Source organism: Brevibacillus centrosporus, assembly GCF_003710815.1.
Classification (GTDB): domain Bacteria; phylum Bacillota; class Bacilli; order Brevibacillales; family Brevibacillaceae; genus Brevibacillus; species Brevibacillus centrosporus.
In genome coordinates this window covers 233402-250056 of the sequence record NZ_RHHP01000001.1, presented here as the reverse complement: position 1 = coordinate 250056, position 16655 = coordinate 233402, and the positions used below count along the sequence as shown (strand labels likewise).

At 47.9% G+C, this 16655-nt stretch carries 17 protein-coding genes; 12 read left to right on the top strand and 5 right to left on the bottom strand.

Annotation, left to right across the window (positions count from 1 at the left end; all coding sequences use genetic code 11):
- Positions 1-145 precede the first annotated feature (145 nt).
- The 5 genes from EDM55_RS01270 to EDM55_RS01250 all read left to right on the top strand — a co-directional run bounded on the left by EDM55_RS01270 (position 146) and on the right by EDM55_RS01250 (position 5169).
- Complete coding sequence (locus EDM55_RS01270) at positions 146-940, top strand: TIGR00282 family metallophosphoesterase (protein WP_122959440.1); 795 nt, start codon at positions 146-148, stop codon at positions 938-940.
- 117 nt (positions 941-1057) lie between these two features.
- Entirely contained in the window at positions 1058-1318 is a 261-nt protein-coding gene (gene spoVS / locus EDM55_RS01265) for a stage V sporulation protein SpoVS (RefSeq protein WP_003385776.1), read from the top strand.
- 113 nt (positions 1319-1431) lie between these two features.
- Entirely contained in the window at positions 1432-2370 is a 939-nt protein-coding gene (locus EDM55_RS01260; protein WP_092266740.1) for a dipeptidase, read from the top strand.
- A 182-nt stretch (positions 2371-2552) separates the two neighbouring features.
- Positions 2553-4331, top strand: a complete 1779-nt coding sequence (locus tag EDM55_RS01255; RefSeq protein WP_092266741.1) for a 2-oxoacid:acceptor oxidoreductase subunit alpha — start codon at positions 2553-2555, stop codon at positions 4329-4331.
- Complete coding sequence (locus EDM55_RS01250) at positions 4303-5169, top strand: 2-oxoacid:ferredoxin oxidoreductase subunit beta (protein ID WP_092266742.1); 867 nt, start codon at positions 4303-4305, stop codon at positions 5167-5169. Before EDM55_RS01255 ends, EDM55_RS01250 begins: the two co-directional genes overlap by 29 nt.
- Positions 5170-5220: 51 nt before the next feature.
- On the opposite strand, the gene EDM55_RS01245 is transcribed toward EDM55_RS01250, so the two are convergent.
- A complete protein-coding gene (locus EDM55_RS01245) occupies positions 5221-6261 on the bottom strand; it encodes a YkvI family membrane protein (RefSeq protein ID WP_122959439.1) in 1041 nt (346 codons plus the stop codon).
- Between the two features lie 53 nt (positions 6262-6314).
- On the opposite strand from EDM55_RS01245, the gene EDM55_RS01240 reads away from it, so the two are divergent.
- From EDM55_RS01240 to EDM55_RS01230, 3 genes are all read left to right on the top strand, one after another.
- Entirely contained in the window at positions 6315-7064 is a 750-nt protein-coding gene (locus EDM55_RS01240) for an MBL fold metallo-hydrolase (RefSeq protein WP_092266744.1), read from the top strand.
- 36 nt (positions 7065-7100) lie between these two features.
- Positions 7101-7661 carry a tRNA 5-(aminomethyl)-2-thiouridylate-methyltransferase MnmM gene (mnmM, locus tag EDM55_RS01235; protein ID WP_092266745.1) on the top strand — a complete coding sequence of 187 codons (561 nt, stop codon included), beginning with the start codon at positions 7101-7103 and terminating at the stop codon, positions 7659-7661.
- Positions 7662-7835: 174 nt separating this feature from the next.
- Positions 7836-8915 (top strand): YheC/YheD family endospore coat-associated protein, encoded by a 1080-nt coding sequence (locus EDM55_RS01230; RefSeq protein WP_092266746.1) that lies wholly within the window; start codon positions 7836-7838, stop codon positions 8913-8915.
- Between the two features lie 52 nt (positions 8916-8967).
- Here the strand turns inward: EDM55_RS01230 and cbpB are convergent, their stop codons facing one another.
- The 4 genes from cbpB to EDM55_RS01210 form a co-directional block, all read right to left on the bottom strand.
- Entirely contained in the window at positions 8968-9444 is a 477-nt protein-coding gene (cbpB, locus tag EDM55_RS01225) for a cyclic-di-AMP-binding protein CbpB (RefSeq protein WP_122959438.1), read from the bottom strand.
- 218 nt (positions 9445-9662) lie between these two features.
- A complete protein-coding gene (locus EDM55_RS01220; protein ID WP_122959437.1) occupies positions 9663-10805 on the bottom strand; it encodes an acyltransferase in 1143 nt (380 codons plus the stop codon).
- A 52-nt stretch (positions 10806-10857) separates the two neighbouring features.
- Positions 10858-11700 carry a lipoate--protein ligase family protein gene (locus EDM55_RS01215; RefSeq protein WP_122959436.1) on the bottom strand — a complete coding sequence of 281 codons (843 nt, stop codon included), beginning with the start codon at positions 11698-11700 and terminating at the stop codon, positions 10858-10860.
- Between the two features lie 233 nt (positions 11701-11933).
- The gene (locus EDM55_RS01210; protein WP_122959435.1) at positions 11934-13166 is read right to left on the bottom strand and encodes an S-layer homology domain-containing protein; all 1233 of its coding nucleotides are present in this window, start codon (positions 13164-13166) and stop codon (positions 11934-11936) included.
- A 413-nt stretch (positions 13167-13579) separates the two neighbouring features.
- On the opposite strand from EDM55_RS01210, the gene EDM55_RS01205 reads away from it, so the two are divergent.
- The 4 genes from EDM55_RS01205 (at position 13580) to cotE (ending at position 16603) form a co-directional block, all read left to right on the top strand.
- Complete coding sequence (locus EDM55_RS01205; RefSeq protein WP_092266751.1) at positions 13580-13801, top strand: DUF2642 domain-containing protein; 222 nt, start codon at positions 13580-13582, stop codon at positions 13799-13801.
- Between the two features lie 166 nt (positions 13802-13967).
- Complete coding sequence (gene miaB, locus EDM55_RS01200) at positions 13968-15479, top strand: tRNA (N6-isopentenyl adenosine(37)-C2)-methylthiotransferase MiaB (RefSeq protein ID WP_092266752.1); 1512 nt, start codon at positions 13968-13970, stop codon at positions 15477-15479.
- A gap of 4 nt (positions 15480-15483) precedes the next feature.
- Positions 15484-15927 carry a YlbF/YmcA family competence regulator gene (locus EDM55_RS01195; RefSeq protein WP_122922336.1) on the top strand — a complete coding sequence of 148 codons (444 nt, stop codon included), beginning with the start codon at positions 15484-15486 and terminating at the stop codon, positions 15925-15927.
- A gap of 115 nt (positions 15928-16042) precedes the next feature.
- On the top strand, positions 16043-16603 hold the full coding sequence (gene cotE / locus EDM55_RS01190; protein WP_092266754.1) for an outer spore coat protein CotE: 561 nt from the start codon (positions 16043-16045) through the stop codon (positions 16601-16603).
- Positions 16604-16655: the final 52 nt, after the last annotated feature.

Below are 16655 nucleotides of genomic sequence, written 5' to 3'. Positions count from 1 at the left end.
GGCGATTATGCCACTTTACTTTTTTTCTAAGGAACGAAAACCGACATAGAGCGTTTAGAAATTCGTGATCGTGCTATAGGACTCGGCACTTGCAAAATTTCTAATCTCGCTGCGGTTGTGTATACTAGCATTGAGGTGATTGAGTATGAAGTTATTGTTTATCGGGGATATCATGGGTTCGCCCGGCAGAGATATGGTGAAGACCTACCTGCCTCTGTTAAAGAGAAAATACCAGCCCACTTTCATTGTCGCAAATGGGGAAAACGCCGCGCATGGAAGAGGGATCACGGAAAAGATTACGAAAGAGTTGTTCGAGTTTGGCGTTCATGCCATTACGCTCGGTAATCATACATGGGATCAAAAAGAGATATTCGATTTTATTGATGACGAACCGCGAATGATTCGACCAGCCAACTTCCCCGAAGGTGCTCCCGGGAAAGGGATAACGTATATAAAGCAATCAGAGGGAGAACTGGCCGTTATCAACTTACAGGGCCGGACGTTCCTGCCGCCACTGGATTGTCCTTTTAAAATGGCTGACAAACTGGTGGAGCAAGCGAGAAAACGTACCAAATACATTTTTGTGGACTTTCATGCAGAAGTCACCTCCGAAAAGCAAGCGATGGCTTGGTACCTGGATGGGAGAGTCAGTGCAGTCGTAGGTACTCACACGCACGTTCAAACCGCTGACGAGCGTGTTTTGCCACAGGGAACAGGTTTTCTGTGTGATGTCGGAATGTGTGGACCCAGCAACGGTATTCTCGGGATGGAAAGAGAAGCAGTCATTAAGAAGTTCCTGACGCAGCTGCCTGTTCGCTTTGAAGTAGCTCCAGATCCAGCGCAATTAAACGCTGTGATCATCACACTTGATAAAGCTACAGGTAACGCGAAAAAATTGGAGCGAATCCGAATTGACGCCGACCATCCGTTTATGGAATAATATGAACAAGATTAGAATTTTTTGAATCTTTCATGACAGTTAGCAGGAATTTTTAGGGGTTATGCGAATATCATTCTAATGATGACAGGATTCCTATCAGACGGGAGGTTCAAAAGGATGGAAGTATTAAAAGTTTCAGCAAAGTCTAACCCCAATTCCGTTGCTGGTGCCCTTGCCGGCGTTCTTCGTGAACGCGGGGCGGCTGAAATTCAAGCCATTGGTGCTGGGGCGCTTAATCAAGCAGTGAAGGCAGTAGCTATCGCACGAGGGTTCGTAGCGCCGAGTGGAGTTGACCTCATTTGTATTCCAGCCTTTACCGACATCGTGATTGATGGAGAAGAACGTACTGCAATCAAACTTATCGTAGAACCCAGATAACAAAACTGAACACCGTTTGGCCCGCCTGTTTGTTCGACGAATGAACAGGTTTTTTCGTTTGTTTACATAGCAATACAGGCTTGCAGACACGATGCTAAGGAGAGAGAGCGAAGATGAAAATTTTCGATGCGCACTGCGATGTATTGGGGAAACTATGGCAGAATCCACAGATTGATTATTATCAGGGAGACAAGCAGTTGCATGTAGGTTTTCCCGATCTCGAGAAAGGGAATGTAGATATACAGGTGCTTGCCTGTTTTGTTCCGACGCATGTGCCTTTTGGAAGGCGCTTTCATACCGTACTAGAAATGATTGATGTTTTTTATGAGCGGGTAGCAAGTGAGCAGTTTCGCATGATTACCACCAAGGCGGATTTGCAGGATTGCGTATTAAAGGGACGTAAAGGGGCTATTCTGTTTGTAGAAGGAGCACATGCACTGGAAGAGAGTCTCGTTCAGCTGCGGACGTGGTATCGTCTGGGTGTACGCGGAATGACTTTGACGTGGAATCACGGCAATGCTGTGGCGGATGGCAGCGGCGAACCAAATCCAGGAGGCGTAACTGCCTTCGGGAGACAAGTCGTGGCAGAGATGAATCGCTTAGGAATGATCATCGATGTATCCCACCTCTCGGATCCCGGATTCTGGGATATCATGGAGCTATCCCAGGCACCCGTTATCGCGTCACATTCCAATTCACGAAAGCTCTGCAACCATCCTCGCAATCTGACGGATGAGCAGATCAAAGCCTTGATTGCCAAGGATGGCGTCATGGGTCTCACATTCGTTGACTTCTTTACAGTAGAGGAAAAACGAAAGGTATGGATTGACGACATCTTGAGACACCTCGATCACGTTTGTGCACTCGGTGGAGTAGATCATGTGGCGTTTGGCTCTGATTTTGACGGCATTTCGCAGACATACGGGGACCTGACATGCGCGGGTGATTATCCACTTTTACTAGAAGCTTTGCTAAAACGTTATAAAGAAGAAGAAGTAATGAAATTTGTGCAAGGAAACTGGTTGCGTGTTTTCGGAAACGTGCTACAATGATAAATGAAGATATATTAATGAACCAAGTTCAACATTAAAATTCAGGTCAAAAGTAAGTTGAGTAAAAGCACTTGCAATTTTACATGGACAGGACTACAATTACTACTGTCTATGCACAAAATTGTCACATCTTATGTAAGATGGGCAGCTTTTCTCACAGTCACTGAAAGGGTGGAATCTGAATGATTAGTCAACTTTCTTGGAAAGTTGGAGGACAGCAAGGGGAGGGCATCGAGAGTACTGGTGAGATCTTCTCGATGGCGATGAACCGGATGGGTTACCATCTGTACAGCTATCGTCACTTCTCTTCCCGTATTAAGGGTGGACACACGAACAACAAAATCCGCGTGAGCACTACGCCTATGCGCGCGATTTCCGACGATCTGGACATCCTCGTAGCTTTCGACCAGGAGACGATCGATTTCAATGCGCACGAGCTGCGCGAAGGCGGCATCATCATCGCGGATGCCAAATTCAATCCAAAATTGCCAGACGGTTTGAAGGAAGTTCGCTTCTTGACCGTACCACTTACTGAAATTGCAGATGAACTGGGAACTTCCCTGATGAAAAACATGGTGTCGATCGGTGCTTCCAGCGCAATCCTGGGTATCCCAGTAGAAAGCTACCGCGTCATCGTTGAAGATATGTTCCTCCGCAAAGGCGAAAAAGTGGTTGAGAAGAACATGGACGCTATTCGCCGCGGTTTCGAGTATGTAAGCGAATTAACAGGTGGTCAACTGCCTGAGTTCCAACTCGATAAAGCAGATCCACAAAAACAATTGTTTCTGATCGGTAACGATGCGATCGCTCTCGGTGCAGTAGCTGCAGGATGCCGTTTCATGCCTGCTTACCCAATTACTCCTGCTTCCGAAGTAATGGAATACCTCATTAAAAAGCTGCCTAAACTGGGTGGTACGGTTATCCAAACAGAAGACGAAATCGCTGCGATCACCATGGCAATCGGTGCTAACTTCGCTGGTGCACGTTCCTTGACCGCATCTGCAGGTCCTGGTCTGTCCCTGATGATGGAAGCAATCGGTCTGGCTGGTATTACCGAGACTCCAGTTGTTATCGTAGATACGCAACGTGGTGGTCCATCTACTGGTATGCCAACCAAAATCGAGCAATCCGACGTAAACGCAATGATCTATGGTACTCATGGTGACATTCCGAAAGTCGTAATCGCTCCTAGCACAGTGGAAGAATGCTTCTATGATACAGTTGAAGCTTTCAACCTGGCTGAAGAATATCAACTCCCAGTTATCGTGGTAACTGACTTGACTCTGTCCTTGGGTAAACAAACCGTTGTACCTTTCGACTACAACCAAGTTGAAATCCGCCGCGGTAAACTGCTCGCTGGACAAGAATTGCCTGAGAAAGAGCAAAACGACCTGTTCAAACGTTATGAAGTAACCGAAGACGGCGTTTCTCCTCGTGTTATTCCTGGCCAAAAATACGGTTTGCACCACGTTACCGGTGTAGAGCATGACCAAACTGGTCGTCCTTCCGAGAACGCAGCTAACCGTAAAGCTCAAATGGAAAAACGTATGCGCAAGCTGGACGGCGTGCTGAAAAACTTCAAAAATGCTGTAACCGCTGACGCACCTCATGCAGATGCTGATGTTCTGGTTGTTGGTATTAACTCCACAATCGGTACAATCCAAGAAGCAAAAGTTCGTCTGGAGCAAGAGGGTGTGAAGGTTAACCATGCCCAAATTCGCCTGTTGCACCCATTCCCGGCTGAGGAAATGGCAGCACTTGTAGCAAAAGCGAAAAAGGTTGTTGTCGTAGAACACAACATCCAAGGACAAGTTACAAACCTTCTCAAACAGCACGTAGGCAACGCAGAGAAGATCGAATCCGTGCTGAAATATGACGGAAATCCGTTCTTGCCAAAAGAAATTTATGCTGAAGTGAAGGAGCTGGTAAAACATGGCGACTATGAAAGAGTTTCGAAATAACGTTAAGCCAAACTGGTGCCCAGGCTGTGGTGACTTCTCCATTCAAGCAGCGATTCAACGTGCTGCAGCGAATGTAGGCTTGGAGCCTGAAAATCTGGCACTTATCTCTGGTATCGGTTGTTCCGGTCGTATTTCCGGTTACATCAACTGCTATGGTCTCCACGGTATTCACGGACGTTCCTTGCCAATCGCACAAGGTGTGAAAATGGCGAACCGTGAGCTGACTGTACTTGCTGCAGGTGGCGACGGTGACGGTTTCGCAATCGGTATGGGTCACACTGTACATGCTATCCGTCGTAACATGAACATCACGTACATCGTAATGGATAACCAAATCTATGGTCTGACAAAAGGTCAAACCTCTCCGCGTTCCGCGACTGGTTTCGTGACCAAGTCTACACCAGGCGGTTCCATCGAGTCTTCCATTTCTCCAGTGGAACTGGCGTTGTCCGTTGGCGCAACCTTTGTTGCCCAATCGTTCTCCAGCGATCTGAAAGGCTTGACTGAGCTGATCGAAAAAGGTATCCAACACGAAGGCTTCTCCCTGATCAACGTATTCAGCCCTTGTGTAACTTACAACAAAGTGAACACTTACGATTGGTTCAAAGAGAACATCGTACCAGTTGATACAATCGAAGGCTACGATCCTCATGACCGAATCAAAGCAATGTCCACTTCTATGCAATACAAAGGTCTGATCACTGGTCTGATCTACCAAAACACCGAGCAAAAATCTTATGAGTCCCTCGTAAAAGGATTCAAAGAAGAAGGCTTGGCAAACCAAGACATTCGCTTGTCTGAAGAAGACTTCGCGAAACTGGTTGCAGAATTTGCATAAGGTTTCGATGAAAAACCTCTCCTTTCCGGGAGAGGTTTTTTTGTGTTCTTGTTAAGGAAGTGTTTTGCCGCGCCATTGTCGGTAAAAAAGCATCACGAGGAAAAAGACGACGAGCTGTCCAAATAGCGGGTAGAGGAAGCGGAGAAGGGAGCTGAAGCCAACAAAGCTGATGAAATAGCTGATCGCGAGGATTCCTAGAAGAATAGTCGGTCCTCGCAGACGAGTCACAAGTCGAAGCTGTTCCGCCAGACCGAAGACGTTGGCAACGAGAGTAGAGAAAATTTCCGCGTATACCAGCAAGGAAAAGAGTAGAGGAATGCCGCGCCCTACACCTTGCAGCAAGGCAATCATCGGCATTTCCGCGTGTTGTATGCCCGGCATTCTCGATGACAAAGAAGCAAAAGCGAGAATGAGCAAGAGGCCAATTCCAAGCCCCCCAATGACCCCACCTGCCACTAGCGGCTTCTCACTTGAACTTTGACGTCCAATCGGTACAAGTACTGCTTGTGTAAGTGTTACGTTTAAGGCAACATAATAAAAGGGAGAGCTTAACCAGGCAAATGGCCGAGTCGATTCTGCGATCATAATTGGGTCTGCCCATGGTTTCGTGTAAAGAAATACGAGAAAGGTGAAAGCGATCAGAGTCGGTACGAAAATACTGTTTACTCGATGAATGGCAAAAAGCCCTTTGCGGGTGGCGAAGAAAATCATCAGCATACTGATCCAGATGCCGACCTGCGAAGGAAGCTGAAACGATTCCCAGAAGATCGCTCCTGTCGCGGCAAGCATGACAGATGTCGTTCCAAACAATACGGTTAATAGCAAGCTGTTAAAGACCGTTCCAAATGGATGCCCAAATAAATACGTACTCACATCCTGGTAGGAATTGGCCTGAATTCGGTAGGAAATCAACATAACACGTATACCAGCCCATATGAAAAGGGCGGTCGCGAGCAAGATTCCAACCAGGCCTTGTGTTCCATATTGAACAAAGAATTCTACGATTTCCCTGCCAGAGGCAAAACCGGCTCCCACGACGGTCCCGATGTACGTAAAAGCGATCTGCCATGCGGTTCTCCATGATCCTTGCATCTCAGACCTCCTGTCCCACCTTATTCCATCCTATGAATAGGAGTGATCCGAATATGCGCGTTACTGTCTTGGGTTATCAATCTCCTTATCCCGGACCTGGAGGGGCTACCCCTGGGTACCTCGTTGAAACCGACCAGCTGCGAATTCTGCTTGACTGCGGAAGCGGTGTGCTGGCCAATCTCGGGAGGCATTACCCGATCTATGAGCTGGATGCGTTGTTCCTCTCTCATTATCATCACGATCATGTTGCCGATTTGGGTGTGCTTCAATATGGATTGATGGTTCATCAGCTGTTTGGAGAAAGGGACCCTCAAAAGCCTTTGCCTATCTACGCACCGAATACGCCTGTCCAAAATGTACAGTCGCTGACATACCGGGCAGCCACAGCATTTCAGCCAATTGACGAGCAAGCATCTGTGACGCTGGGAGATCTTCACGTGCGATTTTTGAGAACCGATCATGGCGATGGTGACCCGTGCTACGCTATGCGTCTGGAGTGTGGAGGAAAGGTTCTTGTCTATGGGGCAGACAGTGGTCCTGGCACGCCGTGGGGAGCGTTTCTCGAAGAAGCGAATTTGTTTATAGGGGAAGGTACCTATTTGGACCACAATTTGCCACAAAAACCGAACGGACATTTATCCGTACGGCAGGCAGCGGAGGTAGCAGAAAGTCACCGCTGCGGTTCACTCTTGCTCACCCATCTCTACCATGGGTATGATCCTGCGGAGGTCCGCCGTCAAGCGGCAGGCTATACAGCAGGGAACTGCCAAGTTGCAGAGATCGGGTTGCAGATTCATTTGTAGTTTAAGCGGAAACCACATAGTAAGGAGAATGCCAACATGTTTCCAAATGTATTGGAGGTAGCGCGAGCATTGATAAAAGAGAGGGTTCGCGCAGGAGAAACGGTCATTGATGCAACGATGGGAAACGGCAATGACACGTTGTTTCTCGCCCAGCTCGTTCAAGAGAGCGGCAGAGTCATCGCTTTTGATATTCAGCCGTTGGCGATGGAAAAAACGAAAGAGCGCCTGGTTCGCGAGGGAGTAGCTGATCGCGTAGAAATGCGGCTTGTCAGTCACGAAGAGATTCAGTCTTTGCAAGAGCAAGTAGGAGCCATCATGTTCAATCTGGGATATCTGCCAGGTGGGGATAAGGAAATCACGACGCAAGCGGCAAGTACGATTCGGGCCATCGAATCTGGTCTGAAGCTGCTGCGTCCCGGTGGCATCATGACAGTCATGATCTATTGGGGACACTCCGCAGGACAGGTGGAAAAGGACGCAGTTGAATCCTTTTGTCAAACGCTGAGTCAGATGGACTATTTGGTGTTGAAATACCAGTACATAAACCAACAGAATCAGGCGCCTTTCTTGCTCGCGGTTGAGCGTAGGGGAGAATAGGAAAAGTTAGGCTCTTTTCCCGGGCAAGCGCAGATTGCGACAGAGAAATCAAGGGAACCAAGAATTCTGTCAGAATCAGCGATGCCAACGAAGGCTAGTCGCGTGAAAAATAGGCACGCCCCAAGGGTTCAAGGCACATACCTTATGTTGAGGAACGCAGCAAGGGGGATCTATGTGAAGAGAATCGGCATTATGTTGGATTGGGGCATCATGCAGAAAGGAATCAAAGGAGACAAGTCATACGAGCGTTTGCCTTATTATGTCGAAATCGGAAAAGAACTGGACATGGAACCAGTCTTCTTTCATCCGTTTCATGTGCTGGCTGGAGATGAAAAAGTACATGGGTATTTTTGGAATGGGAATCGGCTAGTCCCCCGTCTGGTTCAGATCCCACGTGTCATTCACAATCGAGTCCTAACTGGCGATGGCCGCGCACGGGCAGTGATTCAGCGGTTAAGTCGAAAGAAGACCGTTTTTAATGGCCTGGTTGTGCGGGATAAACGCAAGGTTCATCAGATGCTGTGGAAAAATCCGAGCATCCGCAAATATTTACCCCACACCGTACCTTACTCGGCGGAGCAGCTCCGTGTGTTTCTGGAGAAATACCGAATCGTTTATGTAAAGCCGTCCATCGGTTCAGTAGGGATCGGTGTGGCGCGCATTGAAAAGCACGGAAACGAGTATCATTTTATTGCCTCGAAGAAAAGAAGCACGATGGCGTTGCCAAAGCTATTGCGCACTGTCCGCAAATGGGTGGCAGGAAGGCGATTTCTCATTCAGCAAGGCATTCATTTGGCGAGATATGAAGGAAAGACCTTTGACATTCGAGTATCGGTCCAGAAAAATGGAGAACGGGAATGGACAGTTAGCGGAATGGTCGCAAAGGTTGCCAACCAGAAAAACAAGCTGAGCAACCTGTCTCGTGGAGGCAGGGCCGTTCCATTAACCACCGCGATCGCAGCGACATTTACCGCAGATGAACAGCTAGAGACGATGGAGCGCATCACGGAGGCCGCTATCGAGATTGCCAAACAGTACGGCCAGCATTTTCCCTCTCTGGCGGACTTAGGCATGGATATGGGGATTGATGACAAAGGGAATCCGTTTCTGATCGAGGTAAACGTCAGAGATCAGCGTTACTCCTTTTACAAAGCGGGGGAGAAGGCCATGTTCAAGAGGACATACCGGCACCCCATGGAATACGCGCACACCTTGATCCATGAAGGGAAGAAAGGGAAGCAGCAGCTTGCTTGATAAAACAGGAACTAAAAAAGAACGGGAGCAAATGCATCCGTTCTTTTTGCTGTTATTCTGCAGGAGAGGTCGGCTGATGGTCGGCCAGTGTCGTGAAGGGCAGGTTGCGGAAATGGCGATAAGCGAGTGCCAAGATCGATTTCCGTGTAAGGATACCTTGGAAATAGTGCTCATCATCTTCAATGCAGATAAACGGGTGATTGATGGAGACCTCCAAAGCCTTTAGAAAATCATCCGTGTACTTCAACCGGGCGATCTTGGTTTCCATGACTTCATCTACCGTATGTTCGGACATTTTTTCCGTTTCAAATCGTTCTAAACCTAATGCTTTATTCATGATCATGTTTGTGCTGATTAAACCGTGCAAACGATACTGGAGATCCAATACGGGAATAGCGGAATAGCCTGACTTGATGAGCACGAGCAAGGCATGCTCAAGAGAGTTGCCCAATTGTACGTGAGCGACTTTTGTGGAAGCAATGATGAGATCTTTAATGGGTGTATGTAACAATGGGATATCCTGGTTCATCTGGATCCACCACCTCTTCTTTTGTCTATGGCAGTAACGCTGCCAGTGGTTCTCTTCTATGATACCGTAAGCAGCTTGCCAGTGGTAGGGCTGAAAAAAGAAAAAGCCCGGCAGTTTTGCCGGGTAATGAATCGAGGTGTGGAACAATTGTCCCTATTAGTAGTATGCAAGATCACTTGCCTTTTTACATTAGGAGTTTGAAGGAAAGGGGGCTAGTTCTACGCCTTGTGAGCTTCCACACGGTAGACGGCCTTGGATTTTGGTTTCGGTCTACCTCCGCGTGTCCAGTGAGAGATCAATGTGTGCTCGTACAAGAAGATGCACAAGGGCGGTGTAATGACGAACATCGCCAGCATCAGGATCGGAGTCGACCAATCCAGACGGAAAATCACGTAGCTCTCCAGCAAGAACAGGATCAAGGGATGGACAATGTAGATGGCCATATTTTGCTTTGCTAAGCGGGATAGCCACGCTCCAAGAGTAGGCAAAGACCCAAGATAGCGGGAAAGCGAGTAAAAGGCAACCAAGAAGCTCAGTGTGTAGATCAAGTACAGAGGATCAAAGATGTTGAGACTCTCTGCATAGCTCTTGGAGCCATTTAGATACTTCGTCATGATCACTGCACCCGATACAATGGTTACGACGTAGGCAACCAAGCGTAGGCGGGTAGTCCAGGCACGCCATTCCTCCACATGCAGACCCGCATAAGCGCCGAGTGCAAACGTGAAAATGTACATGTAGAAGTAGTTTTGCCCGGCAACATAGCTGTGCTGGATCAGTCCGAGAAATGCGTTGGCGGACCAGTCAATCGCCCACAAGGAATCGACAAAGAGGGCCTGATACAGCATGTAAAGACCGATTTGTCCTAGGAACAGCACGCCGAGCATTTTCAAGGATAAATAGCGTTCTATCCATGGCTTCGTCAAGAAAAACAGCAGGTTTAGCTGCAAATACAACGGAATATAGTACAGGTGGTAAAAGGAGCTGCCTGTAAACAAGCTGTGAAAGAACGGACCCGCCAATTCAACGGGATTTATCGTCTGCAGCTGAAAACCAGTAAAAATCGCTGTCCAAATGATGTAAGGAAGAACAATGACACGCCAGCGCTTTCGCCAAAAGGCTGCCCAGTCCATCTGCTTTTTTTGGTGCCAGTAAAACAGGAGCATCCCCGTTGCAAAGATAAACAAGGATCGTCCAAAGCGCAATAAAATCAAGGATATCGCTTCAATGTCACCATTCCAAGGGTAATCGGTTTGATTCTCAACGAAAAATCCCAGGATGTGAATGATCAAGACCGTACATGCCCCGAAAACAAAAAGGGCATTCAGATCCTGAAACGTCCCCTTTCGATTGGTATTCATATGACCTCCAGTATTCTCACCGAAAGCATCTAAAATCAGTTGAATCGAGCCATTATTTTGGCAACACCCAATCTGATGCAGTCAGTTCTTTTGCTGTAAACGAAAACAAATGCAAACGCTGCGAGAGATGCTCATGGGCGTCCTGATGCAGATCGTTTTGCAAAGTAAACGGAGTAGGGGTTACAGGCCACTCCGTACGAATCGTGGAAAGCAGGCGTGCCTTCACATCTTCTACGGATACGAGCTTCCCAGTCAAACCGGCGATGCTGCCTACCGTCGACCCATCGATGCGCGGAATGGGCTTGTGGTTCTCCATTTCGTCTAATCCAGCAATTTGATAAAAACGTTCCATCCATTCGCCACGTGGTCTTTCATCTACATTAATGCAAAGCTGTAGAATCGAGCCAAACCGCGTCCGACGTTGGGCCATTCCACCAATTTTTTTTCCTTTGAGTGAGAAATCGTATTCCCCCGCACAGTAAGAGCCGGCTACTTCGCCAAATTGAAGGGTTCCAAAATCGCGCAGCCCCACTTGCAGCAGCTGGGCAACGAAAGAAAAGAACGAATCAATCGAGATCGTCGTATCCGGCAATAAACAGGCAACATTCAGTACACCTGCATCCAATGGCACACAGGCCCCTCCAGAAGAGCGCAGCACACAGCCAAAGCCTTCCTTGCCAAATTGGCGCAAAGCCTTCTCCAGGTGCGGTAATTTCGCGTCTCGACGCCCCAGATACAGCGCTTGATCATATACCCAAAGGTGAATGACACCAGATGCGTTCGGATCGCGCAAACTCGCAGCCAACGCTTCATCTCGAACTAGCGGTTCAAGTGGACTTTCCTGATAAGTCCCGGAATCCATCCAGTGAAACGGCTGATTGACAGAAATGGACATAAGAAACCCCTCATCGAACAAGAATAGCTACCATTATACAACTGAACGGAGTACATTTCTAGGTTTTGACGCCCTTTTTTTATCGTGGTAAAAGATGCTTTCGATAAAGATTATGTAAAAAATCGGTAAAGAACGGACGAGCTTCGGAGTGACTGGAGCTGCTGTGAAATGATTCATGGTGAAAAAATGCCCGACACCATCGAGCTCTAGTGTCGGGCGGGGCACTCATGAAATTACTTCACTTCTTTAAAGGAGAAGTTGTCGAGGTACGTCAGTTTGCTTGGTGTCTCCTTCGTTGCGGCGCGCTGCAGGTACAGACCGATCTTCGTGCCTTCCTGGTTTACCTGCTGCTGTCCGAATAGGAATTGTCCGTTCATGTAAATCGAGACAGAAGAGCCGTTCACGACTACCTTCAATCGGTTGCTCGACTTCAGTTTGTAGGAGCCAGAAGCGATCCAATCGATGTTCTCATTGTTCACATCGTTTACTTTGCCAAGAACGACACGATCTTTTTGCACGAAGACGACGTTTGCTTTGCCGTCTTTGCCGTTAAAGAACAGGCCGCCCAATCCTTGTGTACCGGAGACGTTGACGTCTGCTGTAAGTTCGTAATGGGTCACTTTGTTCGACTCTTCCCATTTGACAGGGAGGAAGAAGTGATCGAGATTTTTATCCGTTGTAATGGCTGTTAGCTGTTTGTTGATAACACCCCATGTGCCTTTTGCATTGTCGGTATCCCATTTTTTCATGCTGGTGTCAGAGAAATCATCTGTGATGCTAATGGGTGTCGGCTTTGGTTCCTCTGGCGTAGGGAAAACCACCTTGACTTCATCGTCGTCATTGCGATCGATCAGAGCACGGTAGAGCAGGGATGCCGCTTCCGCACGGGTAATCGGATCTTGCGGACGGAAGTAATTGTTGGAACCTTGCATCAGATTGGTCTGAATGGCGATGGCGATGTAGTTGCGTAGGGCTGGAGAAATATCGTCATCATCGCGGAATTTTTTCAGCTGGTTCAGATCCGCTTTGTATTTTTTGTCGTAGCCAAGCAGGCGAACCAGGGCAACGGCGATATCTTCACGAACGGCAACGTCATTTGGTTTGTACGTGTAAGTGGAACCGGACTTGTATCCAGTCAGATAAGGCTTGGCGTACTCTACATAGTAGAACGCCCAGTGGGATTTCGGAACATCCTTAAAGGTTTGCGAAATGGAGCGCTTGTCAATGTCAACATCCGCGGCGGCAATCATGATTTTTGCAAACTCTGCACGAGTTACCTTGTTGTTTGGACGGAATGTTCGGTCGTCGTACCCGGCGATAATCCCTTTTTCAGCCATCTCCGTAATTTCCTTGTATGCCCAGTGACTGCGCGGGACATCGGAAAAAGAGGAGTTAGCTGCACTCACAAAGGGAACGACAGTCAAGAACATCATCACCGATAAAAATAGGGCTAGTGCTCTTTTCATGTTGAACCTCCTCAAATTGGATTGTGTTTTTGCGTCTGGCTGTTATTCTGACGCGGGGTGGGTAGGGAATGTTGCAAGAGATAAAAAGTTTTTTGGGAAAAATGGGTAAAAGGTCTTTGGAGAGTGGCTGGAAAACAGGAGGAGCTTCCTAGAATAATGGTCCTGCAAGGTCTTTCGGAGTAAAATGGAGAAATCGCCACTAGCAAACGTACAGACGAGCTCTGTTTGATTGGTATAGGATAAAACAAGCAGGTTTATAGCTACATCGCGTAGGAGGATATATCGTTTCAGGAACACTTACTCGTGTGGGGAACGATTACTTGTACCTGGCACCGAACTAGGTTCCTTTTGCAAACATACTCTATATAGAAGAGGTATCGTAGCCTTAGTCTAAACAGAAGAGGTGAAGCGCTTTGGCCAGTATTTCCCCCAACAATCAGCTTCCATTTCCAGGCTCCCCTTTGTATCAATTGCTGACGAAGCACATCGGAGAAAACATTACAGTCTTCACGATGAATGGAGAAATCACGGGAGAGCTGTCGGGAGTAAATACGGGGTACATCACCGTCACAAAGGATACGTTCTCCGAAGTGCACATCGTCTTCGGGACCGTGATCAGCTTCTCGTTTCACTAAAAGAGCACTTGCCCAGTGCTCTTTTTTGCTGCTCTTTACATGGCTTTCGATTGAAAAGGGCCATTGTTCCGATTTCGCCTCATTATGCATTAGCGATGTATCGCCCAAAATGCTATAATTCTGTATTGGTGACTACTGACAATTATTCTAGTTGAGGTGATACATGATGAAGGATACGAAAGAGGCGACTGGGGACTTAAAATCCGCTAAGTCCCCGAAGACCACGGCAGACTTTGCAAAATTCTTTCAAGCCCCTTCCTTAAAGGATGCGAAGCAGCGGGGTAAAGAAGAAATACAGGTACACTACGACTTTACGATCGCGGAAGACATGCGGGAAATCGGGAAAGGCAAGAGCTATCATGTGCGCACCTATGGCTGCCAAATGAACGAGCACGATTCCGAGACGATCTCCGGAATTTTGGAGCAGATGGGCTACACGGCTTCCGAGGAAATCGAAAATGCCGATGTCATTCTGTTCAATACCTGTGCGATCCGGGAAAATGCGGAGGACAAGGTATTCGGTGAGCTGGGGCACATGAAGCGCCTGAAGAACAACAACCCGAACCTCATTCTCGGCGTATGCGGCTGTATGTCGCAAGAAGAGAAGGTCGTAAACAAAATCCTCAAGAGCTACCAGCAAGTCGACCTGATCTTCGGGACACACAATATCCATCGCCTGCCTGAGCTCATGCGCGATGCCATGTTCAGCAAGGAAATGGTGATCGAGGTATGGTCCAAAGAAGGCGATATCGTCGAAAACATGCCAAAAATCCGTGAAGGCAACACGAAGGCATGGGTCAACATCATGTACGGCTGTGATAAGTTCTGTACGTACTGTATCGTACCGTACACTCGCGGCAAAGAGCGCAGCCGCCGTCCCGAAGACGTCATCGCAGAAGTGCGGGATCTGGCACGACAAGGCTTTAAGGAAATCATGCTGCTGGGGCAAAATGTGAACGCGTACGGAAAGGACTTCGAAGATATCCAATACGGTTTCGGCGATCTCCTGGACGAAATCCGCAAGATTGATATCCCGCGTATCCGTTTTACCACAAGCCACCCGAGAGATTTCGACGATCATTTGATCGAGGTATTGGCAAAAGGCGGCAATCTGGTTGAGCAGATTCACTTGCCAGTGCAATCGGGCTCGAGTGAGGTTCTGAAACGGATGGCTCGCAAGTACACGCGCGAACACTACCTGGAGCTCGTGCGCAAAATCAAAGCGGCTATCCCGAATGTATCCCTTTCGTCGGATATCATCGTTGGCTTCCCGGGAGAAACCGATGAGCAATTCGAAGAGACCATTTCTATGGTAGAAGAGGTCCGCTACGATTTTGCGTATACCTTCATTTACTCTCCACGGGAAGGCACTCCTGCTGCGGTCATGGAGGATAACGTACCGATGGAAGTGAAGAAAGCCCGCCTGTACCGTCTAAACGAGGTGCTGGCGAAAATCGGTCTGGAGCAAAATAAAAAGCTGCAGGACCAAGTGCTGGAGGTTCTAGTTGAGGGCGAGTCGAAAACCAACGCTGAGGTGTTGGCTGGTCGCACACGCACCAATAAGCTGGTTCACTTCAAAGGCGATCATTCTTTGATTGGACAATATGTGCATGTAAAAATTACAGATGCGAAAACGTGGACACTCCACGGAGAAATCGTTACTACAGTCGAGGTGTAAAGAGATGGAACAAACCAACGTATATACACAAAAAGAAATTTTAGACAAAGCACGTGAACTGGCAGCGATGATCTCACGTACAAATGAAGTAGACTTTTTCAAACGAGCAGAATTGCAAATCAAGCACAATGAGCGCGTACAAGAGCTGATCGATTCCTTGAAGCAAAAGCAGAAGCAAATGGTGATGTTTGAGTCCATCAACAAGCCTGAGCTGGTGAAAAAGGTGGAAGAAGAGTTCAATGCGATGCAGGATGAGCTCGATTCGATTCCGATCGTCACCGAGTTCAAGCAATCGCAAGTGGATGTAAACGACTTGCTGCAAATGGTAACCAACGTGATCACAAACACGGTCTCGGAGCGAATCATTTTGGATACCGGCGGCAATCCGCTGACGGGAGAAACCGGCGGCGGTCCTGAGAAAAAACACGATGGCGGCTGCTGCTCCTAATCCGAACGGCGATGAGCTTTCCAACGACTTTCTCTAAAATAAGGTGGGTGTTTGCACCCTAGCCGAATGCCCTGCATACAAATGTACAGAAACGTTGTATGGAGGAGGTAACGAAATGTCGGGTACAGACAAAGATCTACAGTGCCGGGAACTCATCGCGAAAGCTGTCTGCGGTAAAGGCCATAAATTCTCTACTACCACCCACACCATCATACCGTCGCAAACTCCTTCGACGATCCTCGGATGCTGGATTATAAACACGAACTTCCAGGCAGAGAAAGTCGGAGACGCGGTTGAAGTATCTGGTACGTATGACGTCAACCTGTGGTTCTCGTTTGCAAATAACACGCAAACCGAAGTCAAGCGGGAAACTGTCAAGTTCTCCGTACTCGTTCCGCTAACGTTCTTCGACAAAAACTGCAGAGGCGATCTTGAAATCGTCGCTCGAGCCGTGGAACAACCGAAGTGCGTAAAAGCAGAGTTGAGTCCTGGAGGAACGATCACAGTCAAGGTTGAAAGCGAGTTTGCGGTAGAGATCATTGGTGAAACGAAAGTCTGCGTTGTTGTCTGCAATAACTGCGATGAAAAAGACTTCCATGTACTTGGTGACTACGAAGAAAACAGCGACGAATTCGATGACTTTGATTCCGCCACATTGCTCGATGAGCTTGACTAAAGAGGAGATCCTTATCTCCTCTTTTTTCTTTTTCTATAGGAAGAAACGCAAG